Raw genomic sequence first — 12,762 nt, forward strand, 5'->3', positions numbered from 1 at the left:
TAACCGCCATCACCTTCTGCAGGTTTTTTGCAGCCCGGGCCGGATGCGGTACCCGAATCGGCCGGTGCACGGACGTACACTGACCTGCGTGTCGCGGAGTTCGAAACACCACAGTTCGAGTAGCCGAAGTGCTGCACGTCGTGACTCGGCCTCCACCGAACGAATTGCCGACGCGACGCGGACGCGTGCCGAACAAAAGAGCCGTACTCGACAGGCATTGCTTGATCAGACCCTGGAGTTGGTGGGAGAACGCAGCTTCTCCTCGATCAGCCTGCGTGAGGTCACCAAACGTGCGGGCATCGTTCCGACTGCGTTCTATCGTCACTTCGCGTCGATGGAAGAGGTCGGTGTCACGCTCGTCGAAGACGCCATGCGGACCTTGCGCAGGATGTTGCGAGAAGGACGTCGTGACCTCGCAGCACGAGCAGCGGTACCGACGGCGAAGGAGTCGCTGGCGGTGCTGGTCCGGCAGGCGCACGCCAACGAAGCACAGTTCCGGTTTCTGGTTCGCGAACAATACGGCGGTATCAGCGAGGTCCGCCGCGCCATCGACACCGAGCTCAAGTTGTTCTCGCGCGAGCTCGCCATCGATCTCTCGCGCATCCCGGAGCTGTCCGAGTGGCCCGCCGACGATCTCGAGCTCGCCGGCGACCTGATCGTGACGGTGATGCTGCACGCGGTTGCCGAACTGGTCGAACTCGATCGCCGCAACACCCAAGAAGAGGCCGACCTCATCGAGCGGACCGAGAAGCAGATCGTGATGATCTTCTTGGGGATGGGGAGTTGGCGGCCCGCGGAGACGGAGCGGAGCGGAGCTCGACCGTTGGAGGAGACGGAGCGGAGCGGAGCTCGACCGTTGGAGGAGACGGAGCGGAGCGGAGCTCGACCGTTGGAGGAGACGGAGCGGAGCGGAGCTCGACCGTTGGAGGAGACGGAGCGGAGCGGAGCTCGACCGTTGACGGAGACGGAGACGGAGACGGAGACAGAAGCGGAGCGGAGCGGGTAGGTCGATCGGCTCACCTTTTGTTCGTTCCGCTTCATCCACGCGGATCCTCGATACTGTCAGCGCATGGCTGTCCACCCGTCTCGACCAACTTCCCGCCGGCGTATGCGATCAGGCCGTCCAATAGCGCGAGTTGCCTGTGCCCTGACCGGCTCGGCTCTGGTGCTCGCGCTCGCTGTGGGGTGCGGCAGCGACGAACCGTCCGATCCCGGGAACCAGAGGTCGGTGACGGTTGTCGGCAACGGGGAGGTGAAGGGCGCTCCGGATACCCTCCGTGCCGATCTCGGGGTGGAGGCAACGGGCGACGACGTGTCCGGTGCCATCAACTCGGCGAACGCCAGCATTCAGGCACTGACCGACGCGGTGGTCAACGCCGGTGTACCGCGGGAGGACGTGCAGACCCAGCAAGTCACCCTCACCCCGGACTACTCGACGCCCTCTCCAGGCGGCTCCAGTGCGATCACGGGCTACCGGGCCACCAACTCACTTCGCGTCGAGATCCATGATCTGGCAAAAGCTTCCGATGTGCTGACGGCAGCGGTCAATGCCGGGGGCGATGCGACCAGGATCAGCAACGTGTCGTTTGTGATCGACGACGACTCGGAGCTGGTGACCAACGCGAGAGAGCAGGCGTTCAACGACGCGCGAGAACGCGCTCAACAGTACGCCGGGCTGTCCGGAGACGAGCTGGGCAAGGTGTTGACCATCGACGAAACCACAAGTGGCCAAGAGGTTTCGGCGTCCGATCAGATGCGGTCGGCGATGGTCGACGCTGCAGTGCCGCTGGAACCCGGACAGCAGACAGTCAGCTTCAAAGTCACGGTGAAGTGGCAACTGAAATAGCCGGTACCCCTGCGCTGCCCTATCTGGGCGAGCCCGGAATCCAGCATCCGTGCAGGCCGGCGGGCACGCGGATGGGAAGGTCGACGGTGCAGAGCGGGCCGGTCTCCGGACTGTCTTCGGGGAAGATGTAGAAGGCAGACATCATCGTTTCGATGTCGGTACCGATGGTCCCCCAGTAGTTGTTGCTGTCGCCGGACATGAAGATCGGTTCGCCGACGCTGACCGATCCGGAGTCCCAGAACGTCTGGCCACCCGACGTCAGGTTGTCGAAGAACACGGTGTTGATGCCGTCGGCCGCACCCGGCAGCTGTCCGGCGGTGGCGATGGCGCCGTGTGGCCGGGTCAACAAACGGTCGTCGACCCTGGGGAACTCGACATCAGAGTCGCTCAAGATGGTGTGCGTGCACCGCCCCTTCGCCGGATCGAGTACCGTGCGTGTGATGTTGCCGACGGATGGATCGTCAGTGATGCCAAGGGCTTCCGGCTGATTCCACCAGACGTAGTCGATGACCACCTCTCCGGTGGGTGTGTCGTAGGCGTTCGCGAAATGCCACACCCAGAATGCCTCTGTTTCGATCCATCTCACCGCTGAACCGTCCCGGGGAACAAGCGCTATCCGGGTGCCGAGTTCGGGCTGCCACTGCAGTGGCGACCCTCCGGTGGCGAATGCCCCGAAGATGTCGAACTTCAGCGGACAGACGAAGATGACCGCGTACTTCTCGGTCAATGCCATGTCGTGAATCATCATCGGTGCGTTCACGCCGTCGATGGCTGTGGGCGGACGGGTGCATTTTCCGTCTGCGGACACCACCGACCAGGTGAGGTAGGGGGCCTCGAACGCGTAGTTGAAGAGGACCATCTCGCCGTTGGACGGATCGATCTTCGGATGAGCTGTGCTGCCGACAAGCATTGCGCCATCGCATGTCTCGCGGCCGATCGTGCTGAGGTCGGCAGGGTCAAGTGCATACGGCGGAGCGGTCTCGGCCATGGCCAGCAACCGACCGCCGTGCCTGACGACGTTGATGTCGGGGAGATCGCGCCCTGTGTTCGCCACGCCCGGACCGAGGTCGTCGGCGGTGGGGGAATAGGGGTCGAACAAGCCAGACCAGAGGGCGCGGCCGGCCTTCTCTTCGGCAATCACCGCCGGGGTTCGGACGAAGCGGTTGCGATATCCCGCTGTGGTGCCGTCGAAGTCGACCTGATGAACCATCGCGTCGCCGTCAAGCGGGTAGTTGTAACTCCCGATCGGATCGAAGCGAGGGTTGGGCCCGTTGCGGAGATAGCTCCCCACCAGGTCCGGGGGAAGCTCACCGGCGATGGGGAGACCGGTGACGTCGACTTCGTTGCGCTGCGGGGCAAACACTCCCGACAGGTAGGGGTGGTTCGCCATGTCGACCACCGCGGGCCGGGGAACGTGGGGCGAGGTCATTGCATCGGCCGCTGGGTGCTGTCACGGGCGGCGGCGAGACCGGCAAGTAGTGCGTCGACCTTTTCGCGATTCGTCGCCGGTGTCATCAAGCCGACAAAGGGAGGGCGGTCGAACGTCAACGTGACCTGGATGAGCTGTTCTCGGTCTCCGCCGAAGAGCTTCTTGCGCCGGTCGATTTCTTTCACCTCGGCGGAGACGAAGGACGCCGCCGGGAGCCGCGTCTTGGACGTGCCGCCACGGAGTTTCTCGAACCATTCACCGTCGAGTACCACGGTCTCGTTGGACAAGCCACGAATCTCGATCATCGGTCGCCTTCCTGCAGCCCGTTGGGGCGCAGGACGGATGTGCCAGAAACCACGACGACCGCGCCGCGTGAATTGTAATACGCGGACACGGCCGTTCGGGGGCTATCGATCAGGCATTGGACACACTTCAGTCTTCGGTGACAACCAGCTTCACGTCGATGTTTCCGCGGGTGGCGTTGGAGTAGGGGCACACTTCGTGAGCCTTCTCGGTCAGTTTCTGTGCGGTGTCGTGGTCGACGTTCGGCAGGGTCACCTCTAGTTCGACGGCGAGCCCGAAGCCGCCGTTGTCGAGGCTGCCGATGGAGACCCGTGCGCCCACGGCCGAGTCGGACACATCCGCCTTCTCCTGGCCGGCCACCAACCGCAGGGCGGAGTGGAAGCACGCGGCGTATCCGGCTGCGAAGAGCTGCTCGGGGTTGGTGCCGACGCCGTTGCCGCCCATTTCCTTGGGGATCGAGAGTTCGAGATCCACTTTGCCGTCCGAGGTGCGGGCGCGGCCGTCGCGACCTTCTCCGGTGGCGAGTGCCTCCGCTGTGTAAATAGCTTTCATCACAATGCCTTTCGTTGTCGGTTCTTCTCATCGCCGGCTTGAGCGGCGCCGGCCTGTCGTAACGCGGCGGTCAGCAACTGGGCCGCGTCACGCAAGTTCGTCAATTCGAGCTCTGTCAGATCGGTTGCCGCGAAGAGATTTTCAGGTATGCACTCTGCGCGGCGTTCGAGGTCGCGGCCCTTGTCGGTCAACGTGATCTCGACCGATCGCTCATCGGCGGGTGTCCGTTGACGCACCAGGAGGCCGGCAGACTCGAGGCGTTTGAGCAACGGGGACAGGGTTCCCGAATCCAGCTGGAGCCGTTCACCGAGCCGTCGGACCGTGATGGGTTCGTCCTCCCACAGAACCAGGAGCACCAGGTATTGGGGATAGGTCAGACCGAGTTCGTCGAGAATCGGCCGATACGCGGCCGTGGTTGCCCGCGACGCCGAATACAGCGCGAAGCAGAGTTGCTGATCAAGCCGAAGTGCGGACATGCCGAAATGGTAGACCACAATTCAGTTGTGCACAACTAGACCGTCAGGAAGTGGTCGAAGCCCGGTCGAACAATCCGGCGATGTACGCGGCCTGCCCGGCGTGCTGCAGGTCATCTGAGATGACGCTGATGAGACGCACCGCGAGCGTGACCCGAGGATCCCAGCGATCGTCCACGATCCGGTCGAGATCGTCGGAGCCGATGGTCTGCAGATACGACAGCGTGCTCGCATGCACTGCATCGTGATATCCCAGAAGGTCTTGCGCGCTGGCGACGACCCGCCCGACCTCGTCTGACGTCTGCCCGTATCCGATGGCGCCGGTGTCGAAGGGCAGCGCGAACCGCGCCTCCCACCCGTCGCCGGTCCACACCTGTTCGGTCCCGGCAACTTCGGCGACGTGGTCGTCCTGCACCCGGGTGAGGTGCCAGATCAACCAGGCGATCGAGTTCGCCTCCGGATCGGGCCGATAGGTGAGGGCTGACTCCGGCAGATCCTGGAGTGTCTCGTGGACAATTTCCTTGATCCGGTCGAACGCGTCGGTCAGGAGTGCAGATTCGTTCACGGTGTTCCTTCCGTCAAGTTCTGATGGGCGCACTCCACATCTACCCCGCGAAACCGTCTTCATGGGAACTGGCGTGAGCGCGTGACCTCAGAAATGGTGCACATCGGACCAATCGGTGGAACCGTGTGAGTGTGAGCAATGAAATGCCGACCCTCGTTCTCGGACCCATCCTTCGCTACGTGGACAACACGCGGGCCACCATCTGGGTGGAGACCGATCGTGAGTGCACTGTGGAGGTGCGGACCTCGACCGGCCAGAGCGGTGCCGAGAACACGTGGTCCGTACACGAGCACCACTTCGCCATCGTGCAGTTGGTCGATCTGCCGTCCGGCACTGTTGTCGACTATTCGGTGACGTTGCGATCGTCTGCTGATCCGGTGGTGGAGGCCTCTCCCACGGTGGCCGCCGGCGGTACCTTGCGGACCGCGGCCGAGGACGACGCCCTGACGGTTGCGTTCGGCTCGTGCCGGCGCGGCGATACATACGACGAGGACCGGCTCAAGGCGATCGGGGCCGACGGGCTCGCCGGTCTGGCCGCACGGGTGAAAGATCAAGACGCCGAGCAGTGGCCGCAGCTGCTTCTGCTTCTCGGGGATCAGGTGTACGCCGACGACCCGTCCCCCGAGATCAAAGAGCGACTGCGCGAACGTCGCGAGACCCAGAAGGATCCGGAACTGGGCGAGGAAGTGCTCGAGGAGATCTGCGACTTCGAGGAATACACCTGGCTGTATCGGGAGTCGTGGGGTGCCGAGCAGGTCACCGGGTTGATGGCCACCATCCCGAGCTGCATGATCCTCGACGACCACGATCTGCGCGACGACTGGAACTCGTCGCTCGACTGGCGAAAAGACATCGAGCAGAAGCCGTGGTGGCACCGACGAGTGGTCGGGGCATTCTCGTCCTACTGGATCTACCAGCACCTCGGCAATCTCTCCCCGGACGAGCTGCAGAACGACGAGCTCTACCTGGCCGTGCGCGGGGCGGCCACGGCCGAAGACCGTGAAAAGCTGCTGTCCGACTTCTCGCTCCGCGCCGACAGCGAGCCGACATCGGCGCGGTGGAGTTATGTCCGCGATCTCGGGAACACCCGGATCATCATGATCGATTCGCGCTGCTCACGCGACCTGACCCCCGAACGCCGTGCGATGCTCGACGAAGCCGAATGGAAGTGGTTGCGCGAGCAGGCACTTGGGACCGATGCACGCCACATCGTCTTCGGGACGTCACTGCCCTACCTGATGTTGCCTGCGCTCCATCACCTCGAGCAGTGGAATGAAGCCGTCGCGCAGGGCGCGTGGGGTAAACGCTGGGGCAAGGTGGGGGAGAAGCTGCGGCTCGCTCTGGACCTCGAGCACTGGGCCGCCTTCGGCAAGTCGTTCGAAGACATGGTCGGCCTGGTCGAAGAGATCGTCGATCGTCCCAATCCGCCCGCGAGTGCGTTGTGGTTGTCCGGCGATGTGCACTGTTCGTATGTCGCCGAGGCCGAGCTGACCCGCACCTCGACCGACTCGACGGTGCTCTACCAACTGACCATGTCGCCGTTCCGGAATCCCCTTGACCTGCCCATTCGCGTGGTGAACCGTCTCGCGATCCGGAAGCCGATGGTCCGGTTCCTGCGATTCCTCGCCCACCGGGCCGGGCTGGAGGACCATCCGATCACCTGGCAGGCCGAGGCGGGGCCCTGGTTCGACAACGGCGTGATGTCGCTGCGGCTCGAGGGTGACACAGCGTCTGTGCGGGTCGACCACGCGCAGACCGGCCCGGGAGGGTCGCAGAAGCTGGTGCAAACCCACCAGATGCAGCTCACGACCTGATCGCTCGGCCGGACGGCGTTGTCGTCCGGCCGCGCATCGCTACCCTCGGATACATGGGCATCAGTAAGAACGACTCAGTGGCATGGAATACCCCGCAAGGCGAGACAGAAGGGAAAGCCGTCGAGAAGAGAACAAAACCTTTTACTTTTTCAGGTCAGAAATTCAATGCAAGTGATGACGAACCCTATTGGATAGTCGAGTCCGCAAAGAGCGGTTCGAAGGCCGCCCACAAAGAATCGTCATTGAAGAAGAAATGACATACCCGTATTCGCTCGCAGTCAAACATCCATGAGGGAGTGCCGACGGCGAAACGCCTTGCCGGAGAGGTCTGCTCGGCTGAGCTCAGCGGCAGTGAAGACAAAAAAGTGGGTGACCGGCGATTTCTCGCTGGTCACCCACTCTTTGGAAGTCTGGCGATCTCAGATCGCGGTTACTCCGGTGGCCTGCGGGCCTTTAGCGCCCTGGCCGATCTCGAACTCGACTCGCTGATTCTCTTCGAGGGTGCGGAAGCCGCCGCCCTGGATCTCAGAGTAATGAACGAAGACGTCATCCGAACCGCCGTCGGGGGCGATGAAGCCGAAGCCTTTTTCGCCGTTGAACCATTTCACAGTTCCCTGTGCCATATTAAAGTACTTCTCTCTTTTTTCCTGCAGAACGCATGAACACGCCCCTGCACATAGTGTTGCACGGATTGGGCGAAAGCGATAGCGCAGGGGCGAAAAATGTTTGCGCGTCGTCGCTCGGGCACTGCGCGGGGCTGATGAACGCGGTGTTCGCGGCTATTGGCCGCGGCCGGTCTCGCCCTGCAGCTTGTCGATCATCTCCGAGGCCTGGGCCTTGTTGAGGTCGTCCGGGACCTCTTCGCCGGCTTCCTGGGCAAGGGTTTCGAGGTAGCTCTGTTGCGGTCCGGTGGCCGGCTCATCGCCGGTGACCCAGTCGGAGGGGTCCTTTTCGGGATTCTGCTGGATGTTTGATTCGCTCATGTGTTCGACGGTACCTGTCGACCGCGGATCGGGCCACCGAAGATTCGAGATCGGGCGCGGTGAATCGCAGTTGGTCGGTCAGTGGTTCGGCAACACGCACACCGTGTCGATGCCCAGCACGCGGTTTAGCCGACCGAAGGCGAGCCATGAGCCGAGACACATGCTCAGCTCGACTATCTCGGCCTGGCTGTAGGCGGCGGTCATCCTCTTCCAGAAGTCGTCGTCGAGTCCTTGGTGGTCGAGGGCGTATCGCTCGGCATACTCCGCGGCCAGCCGCGTACGGGTGTCGAACGCGTCGGTGGTGCGCCATTCGGTAACTGCGTGGTCGAATAAGTCCTCGACCTTCGTCCCGTCCCGTTCGGTGCGCCAGTCCTGGCAGAACACACATCCGTTGATCTGCGCAATCCGTAGTCGGGCGGCTTCGAACTCGCGGAGTCCCAGGGTGCTGTCGGAGTACACCTTCATCGCAAAGGTGGACGCTGCGACTCCGATGCCGGGCACCATCTCACCCCATACATAGGTGATCGGGTCTTTGTCCTGGGGAACGTCGATGATCATGACGGCGCCGTCCTTGCGGTTCGTGTCGACCGCGGCATCTACCGCGTCGTCCGCAGTCCAGAATAAGGAACACGTTTCAGTTTTCGGCCCGATCGACGCAGCCGGTGTGCTGAAGGTGTTTCACTCATCGTGATTTGAAGGCTTGCTCAGCCGCCCTGGGTGGCCGCCACGTGCAGGTTTGCCGCATCGGCAGTCGGAGCTGTGAGCCCTTTTTCCGAGAAGCGATGTTTGGCGCGGTCGTGGTCGGACAACATAATGACCGAACACGTCGCGGCGGCTCCACGCCGAGACGGCGGCGATGTCGCCTGTTGGCCGAACGACCGAGGGAAGCGGGGCATCGCTTGGACGCGTTGTGGGACTACATCACGTCGCACCAATCGCAATTGGTCTTCGACTCGTATCAACACGTCAGTGCGGTTATGCAGAGCGTTGTCATCGCGACGGTCATCGGAGTGGTGATCGGACTGCTCACCTACCGCAACGACATCGCATCCAACCTCGCCACATCCATCTCCAGCGCCGTGTTGACCGTGCCCTCGTTCGCGCTGTTGGGCCTGCTCATCCCGCTGGTCGGGCTGGGTGTCATCCCGAGTATCACCGCGCTGGTGCTGTATTCGCTGCTGCCCATCATCCGCAACACCATCGTCGGCATGAACAACATCGAGCCTGCGCTCATCGATGCGGCACGGGGCATCGGTATGGGCCGGCTGATCACCCTCGTACGGGTTGAACTCCCGTTGGTCTGGCCGGCGATCCTCGCAGGCATGCGGCTGAGCACGCAGATGGCGATGGGTGTCCTGGCGATCGCGGCGTATGTGAAGGGCCCGGGGCTGGGGAACCTGATATTCGCAGGCCTTGCCCGCGTCGGTAGCCCGACCGCGGTTCCGATGGCACTGAGCGGCACCTTGCTGATCGTCATACTCGCCCTCGTTCTCGACGCTCTCTACGTACTCCTCGGACGACTCACAACGTCGAAAGGCATCCGGTGACAGAACATCCAGCGGCCGCACCACAGTCCGCCACGGCTTCCAAGGCCCTGCGTACCGAGAACCCGACCGGCGTGCAGATCACGCTCGACCATGTCTCCAAGACCTACCCGGGATCCAAAACACCTGCGGTGGACGATGTGTCGCTGCACATCCCGGCCGGTGACGTCGTGGTGTTCGTGGGCCCGTCGGGGTGCGGCAAGACCACCACGATGCGGATGATCAACCGGCTCAGTGAGCCCACGTCGGGGAAGATCACGATCGGCGACAAGGATGCGTTGTCGATCAAACCCACCGAGTTGCGACGTTCGATCGGCTACTCGATCCAGCAGGCCGGCCTCTTCCCGCACATGACGATCCGGCAGAACATCGGCCTCGTTCCAGGACTGCTCAAGTGGGACAAGAAGCGCATCGCCGACCGCGTCGACGAGTTGCTCGACCTGGTCGGACTCGATCCGGCCCAGTACGCGAGCCGGTACCCGCGGCAGTTGTCCGGCGGCCAGCAGCAGCGGGTCGGCGTCGCCCGTGCGCTCGCGGCAGACCCGCCCGTCCTGCTCATGGACGAGCCCTTCGGTGCCGTCGACCCGATCACCCGCAGTTCGCTGCAGGACGAACTGCTGCGTCTGCAAAGCGAATTGGGTAAGACGATCGTCTTCGTAACCCACGACTTCAGCGAGGCGGTCAAACTGGGCGACCGCATCGCGGTGCTCGGTCAGCAGTCGAAGATCTTGCAGTACGACACCCCACAGGCGATCTTGGCCAATCCCGCCGACGACACGGTCGCCGGTTTTGTGGGAACCGGGGCTTCGCTACGGCAGCTGGGCCTTGTCCGGGTCAAGGACATCGACCTCGAGACCCGGCCCACCGCGCACGTCGGGGAGGCCGTCGACACGCTGCGATCCGAACTCGCAGCGAGTGAACATGATTGGGCCGTCATCCTCGACAACCGCGAGCGGCCGGTGAGCTGGGTGCGCCAGAATCGTCTCCAGCAGGCACGCACCGTCGAAGAGTTCGCCGAACCGCTCAACGAGTGGATCAGCATCCAGGCCACCTTGCAGGACGCACTCGAGGCGATGCTCGCCGAGGATCACGCCTCGGCCGTGGTCACCGGAGCTGGCAATCGATACCAGGGGGTGGTGACCCTCGAAACGCTCATCACGACCATCACCAACCTCCGCAAGGCGCCGGCCGATGGCGCGCACACCGATTCGGACGCCCCCGGCGCCGCGGGCTCGTCGGACGCCGCGCGATGACCACTGCCGTCGAGGCGCCGGCGTCCTCCATCAGCGTGGCGGACAAGCTCCGCCTGATCATCCAACCCATCCTCGTGGTCATCGTCGCAGCCGCCGTCATCTTCTGGGCGTTCAGCCGCGACCTGACGGCCACGCAGAAGGTGAACATCAGCGCCGGCAACGTGGCGACACTCGTGTGGCAGCACCTGCTGATCACCATCACCGTGACACTCATCGTGGTCCTGGTGGGGGTTCCGCTGGGGATCGTGGTCACCCGCGGGCGCGCGCGACTGCTTCGTCCGCCGTTCATCGGTGTGGCGAACATCGGACAGGCGGCTCCGGCAGTCGGTCTGCTCGTGCTGCTCTTCCTGTGGACAGGGGAGACCGGCTTCTGGATCGGGGTACTGCCGATCGCGGTGTACTCGTTGCTCCCGGTGTTCAGCAGCACGATCCTCGGCATCGACCAGGTGAACAAATCGCTCATCGACGCGGGTCAGGGCCAGGGTATGTCCCCGTCATCGATTCTCTTCCGGGTGGAACTGCCGCTGGCGGTGCCGTACATCCTCGCCGGCCTTCGGACGTCACTGGTGCTGGCCGTCGGAACCGCGACACTCTGTTTCCTCGTCAATGCCGGGGGGCTCGGAGTGCTGATCGACACCGGATACAAACTCCGCGACAACGTCACCCTGATCCTCGGCAGTGTCCTCGCGGTCTGTCTGGCACTCCTCGTCGACTGGCTCGGTGCCTTGGCCGAGCACTACCTCGGACCGAAAGGGGTGCGCGGATGACCACAACGCCTCGTTCGGCGCGTGGGTTTCGCCGTCTCTTTCCCTCGATCGTCTTTGCGCTCGTGTGCGCGGTGGTCCTGGGGGCCTGTGGCCTGTCGTCTGGCGGCGCGGTCCCGCTGAAGGTGGGCCCCGGTTCGATCACGGAGAACGAGGGGCTCAAGGGCGTCAAGATCACCGTGGGATCGAAGGAGTACACCGAGCAGGTCATCCTGGGATACATCCTCGAGTTCACCCTCGTGGCAGCGGGCGCCGACGTGCGGGACATGACCGGCATCGTGGGCTCACGCAGCACGCGCGACGCGCAGCTGGCGGGTCAGGTGGACGTGGCGTACGAGTTCACCGGTAACGCATGGATCAACTATCTCGGGCATGAGAAGCCCATCGCCGATACGCGTGAGCAGTTCGAGGCCGTTCGGGACGAGGACCTCGCGGCCAACGACATGATCTGGCTCGAACCCGGGCCGATGGACGACACCTACGCGCTGGCCGCCAGCAAGAAGGTCATCGACGAGACCGGTGTGACGACGCTGTCCGACTATGCCGAGCTCGTCAAACGCGATCCGGCGGCCGCGGCGACGTGTGTCGACACCGAGTTCCGCGCCCGTCAGGACGGCTTCCCGGGCATGGCCGCCGCCTACGGTTTCGACCCGGCTCAGGCTCAGACGCCGATTCTGCAGGTGGGCATCATCTACCAGGCGACGTCGACGGGCAGCCAGTGCAAGTTCGGTGAGGTGTTCACCACGGACGGTCGTATCGCCGGTCTGGGCCTGGTTGTTCTCACCGACGACAAGCAGTTCTTCCCGCACTACAACCCGTCGGTGACGATGAAGGAGAGTTTCTTCGAGAAGCATCCCGAGATCGCGCCGGTCACCGCTCCGGTCACCGCGGCACTCACCAACGAGGTGATCACCGATCTGAACAAGCAGGTCGACGTCGACGGCCGGGATCCGAGCATCGTCGCGCGCGACTGGATGGTGTCCAAGGGGTTCATCACCAAGGAATAGGGTGCCCCCAGTCGGATTCGAACCGACACTTGACGGATTTTAAGTCCGGTGCCTCTGCCGATTGGGCTATGGGGGCGTTCCCGGACGCAGAATCCCGGGCGAGACCAGAATCTCACGGGAGCTCAGGGGCGCCGCGGGGCCCCCGGCCGAGTCGGGTTGGAGGCCAGTTTGCAGTTGCCGAGCGATCGACGCGCCAAGAGCTGACCTGCGAGACAGGCTGTTTCGACCT

The 12,762-nt window shown here is 63.5% G+C and carries 15 protein-coding genes, 1 tRNA gene and 1 pseudogene; 8 read left to right on the forward strand and 9 right to left on the reverse strand.

Going from position 1 to position 12,762, the window contains the following annotated elements:
• Positions 1-43 precede the first annotated feature (43 nt).
• A pseudogene (locus WIMU1_RS22835) lies at positions 44-796 on the forward strand (TetR family transcriptional regulator); the annotation flags it as partial.
• Positions 797-1,108: 312 nt separating this feature from the next.
• A complete protein-coding gene (locus WIMU1_RS22840; protein ID WP_062800599.1) occupies positions 1,109-1,846 on the forward strand; it encodes an SIMPL domain-containing protein in 738 nt (245 codons plus the stop codon).
• Between the two features lie 19 nt (positions 1,847-1,865).
• Here WIMU1_RS22840 and WIMU1_RS22845 read toward each other — a convergent pair whose 3' ends face one another.
• The 5 genes from WIMU1_RS22845 to WIMU1_RS22865 form a co-directional block, all read right to left on the reverse strand.
• Positions 1,866-3,275, reverse strand: a complete 1,410-nt coding sequence (locus WIMU1_RS22845) for a carotenoid oxygenase family protein (RefSeq protein WP_062800601.1) — start codon at positions 3,273-3,275, stop codon at positions 1,866-1,868.
• Entirely contained in the window at positions 3,272-3,580 is a 309-nt protein-coding gene (locus tag WIMU1_RS22850; protein ID WP_062800603.1) for a hypothetical protein, read from the reverse strand. Before WIMU1_RS22850 ends, WIMU1_RS22845 begins: the two co-directional genes overlap by 4 nt.
• A 127-nt stretch (positions 3,581-3,707) precedes the next feature.
• Positions 3,708-4,130 carry an organic hydroperoxide resistance protein gene (locus WIMU1_RS22855; RefSeq protein ID WP_062800605.1) on the reverse strand — a complete coding sequence of 141 codons (423 nt, stop codon included), beginning with the start codon at positions 4,128-4,130 and terminating at the stop codon, positions 3,708-3,710.
• Positions 4,130-4,606 (reverse strand): MarR family winged helix-turn-helix transcriptional regulator, encoded by a 477-nt coding sequence (locus WIMU1_RS22860; RefSeq protein WP_062800674.1) that lies wholly within the window; start codon positions 4,604-4,606, stop codon positions 4,130-4,132. Before WIMU1_RS22860 ends, WIMU1_RS22855 begins: the two co-directional genes overlap by 1 nt.
• Before the next feature lie 43 nt (positions 4,607-4,649).
• Complete coding sequence (locus tag WIMU1_RS22865; RefSeq protein WP_062800606.1) at positions 4,650-5,168, reverse strand: mycothiol transferase; 519 nt, start codon at positions 5,166-5,168, stop codon at positions 4,650-4,652.
• Positions 5,169-5,299: 131 nt separating this feature from the next.
• On the opposite strand from WIMU1_RS22865, the gene WIMU1_RS22870 reads away from it, so the two are divergent.
• Positions 5,300-6,982 carry a DUF7800 domain-containing protein gene (locus WIMU1_RS22870; protein WP_245969070.1) on the forward strand — a complete coding sequence of 561 codons (1,683 nt, stop codon included), beginning with the start codon at positions 5,300-5,302 and terminating at the stop codon, positions 6,980-6,982.
• Between the two features lie 53 nt (positions 6,983-7,035).
• A complete protein-coding gene (locus WIMU1_RS25920; protein ID WP_084248496.1) occupies positions 7,036-7,239 on the forward strand; it encodes a hypervirulence associated TUDOR domain-containing protein in 204 nt (67 codons plus the stop codon).
• Between the two features lie 162 nt (positions 7,240-7,401).
• On the opposite strand, the gene WIMU1_RS22875 is transcribed toward WIMU1_RS25920, so the two are convergent.
• The 3 genes from WIMU1_RS22875 to WIMU1_RS22885 all read right to left on the reverse strand — a co-directional run bounded on the left by WIMU1_RS22875 (position 7,402) and on the right by WIMU1_RS22885 (position 8,523).
• A complete protein-coding gene (locus WIMU1_RS22875) occupies positions 7,402-7,605 on the reverse strand; it encodes a cold-shock protein (protein WP_020108824.1) in 204 nt (67 codons plus the stop codon).
• A gap of 156 nt (positions 7,606-7,761) precedes the next feature.
• Positions 7,762-7,965, reverse strand: coding sequence for a DUF3072 domain-containing protein (locus tag WIMU1_RS22880; protein ID WP_023962988.1), 204 nt, complete (start codon positions 7,963-7,965; stop codon positions 7,762-7,764).
• 78 nt (positions 7,966-8,043) lie between these two features.
• Complete coding sequence (locus WIMU1_RS22885; protein ID WP_062800610.1) at positions 8,044-8,523, reverse strand: carboxymuconolactone decarboxylase family protein; 480 nt, start codon at positions 8,521-8,523, stop codon at positions 8,044-8,046.
• Between the two features lie 341 nt (positions 8,524-8,864).
• On the opposite strand from WIMU1_RS22885, the gene WIMU1_RS22890 reads away from it, so the two are divergent.
• The 4 genes from WIMU1_RS22890 to WIMU1_RS22905 are packed head-to-tail and all read left to right on the forward strand — an operon-like array spanning position 8,865 to position 12,533.
• Positions 8,865-9,512, forward strand: coding sequence for an ABC transporter permease (locus WIMU1_RS22890; protein ID WP_023962993.1), 648 nt, complete (start codon positions 8,865-8,867; stop codon positions 9,510-9,512).
• Positions 9,513-9,559: 47 nt separating this feature from the next.
• Positions 9,560-10,762 carry an ABC transporter ATP-binding protein gene (locus tag WIMU1_RS22895; protein ID WP_062800676.1) on the forward strand — a complete coding sequence of 401 codons (1,203 nt, stop codon included), beginning with the start codon at positions 9,560-9,562 and terminating at the stop codon, positions 10,760-10,762.
• Entirely contained in the window at positions 10,759-11,529 is a 771-nt protein-coding gene (locus WIMU1_RS22900) for an ABC transporter permease (protein WP_062800612.1), read from the forward strand. The genes WIMU1_RS22895 and WIMU1_RS22900 overlap by 4 nt, the downstream gene beginning before the upstream one ends.
• A complete protein-coding gene (locus tag WIMU1_RS22905; RefSeq protein WP_062800613.1) occupies positions 11,526-12,533 on the forward strand; it encodes a glycine betaine ABC transporter substrate-binding protein in 1,008 nt (335 codons plus the stop codon). Before WIMU1_RS22900 ends, WIMU1_RS22905 begins: the two co-directional genes overlap by 4 nt.
• Positions 12,534-12,535: 2 nt before the next feature.
• On the opposite strand, the gene WIMU1_RS22910 is transcribed toward WIMU1_RS22905, so the two are convergent.
• Positions 12,536-12,609, reverse strand: a tRNA-Leu gene (locus WIMU1_RS22910).
• Positions 12,610-12,762: the final 153 nt, after the last annotated feature.

It is taken from the genome of Williamsia muralis NBRC 105860, from assembly GCF_001598915.1.
GTDB lineage: Bacteria > Actinomycetota > Actinomycetes > Mycobacteriales > Mycobacteriaceae > Williamsia > Williamsia muralis.

Coding starts and splice junctions, on each gene's coding strand:
- WIMU1_RS22840 (WP_062800599.1), top strand. CDS start 1,109: ATGCGATCAGGCCGTCCAATAGCGCGAGTTGCCTGTGCCCTGACCGGC.
- WIMU1_RS22845 (WP_062800601.1), bottom strand. CDS start 3,275: ATGACCTCGCCCCACGTTCCCCGGCCCGCGGTGGTCGACATGGCGAAC.
- WIMU1_RS22850 (WP_062800603.1), bottom strand. CDS start 3,580: ATGATCGAGATTCGTGGCTTGTCCAACGAGACCGTGGTACTCGACGGT.
- WIMU1_RS22855 (WP_062800605.1), bottom strand. CDS start 4,130: ATGAAAGCTATTTACACAGCGGAGGCACTCGCCACCGGAGAAGGTCGC.
- WIMU1_RS22860 (WP_062800674.1), bottom strand. CDS start 4,606: ATGTCCGCACTTCGGCTTGATCAGCAACTCTGCTTCGCGCTGTATTCG.
- WIMU1_RS25920 (WP_084248496.1), top strand. CDS start 7,036: ATGGGCATCAGTAAGAACGACTCAGTGGCATGGAATACCCCGCAAGGC.
- WIMU1_RS22875 (WP_020108824.1), bottom strand. CDS start 7,605: ATGGCACAGGGAACTGTGAAATGGTTCAACGGCGAAAAAGGCTTCGGC.
- WIMU1_RS22880 (WP_023962988.1), bottom strand. CDS start 7,965: ATGAGCGAATCAAACATCCAGCAGAATCCCGAAAAGGACCCCTCCGAC.
- WIMU1_RS22885 (WP_062800610.1), bottom strand. CDS start 8,523: ATGATCATCGACGTTCCCCAGGACAAAGACCCGATCACCTATGTATGG.
- WIMU1_RS22900 (WP_062800612.1), top strand. CDS start 10,759: ATGACCACTGCCGTCGAGGCGCCGGCGTCCTCCATCAGCGTGGCGGAC.
- WIMU1_RS22905 (WP_062800613.1), top strand. CDS start 11,526: ATGACCACAACGCCTCGTTCGGCGCGTGGGTTTCGCCGTCTCTTTCCC.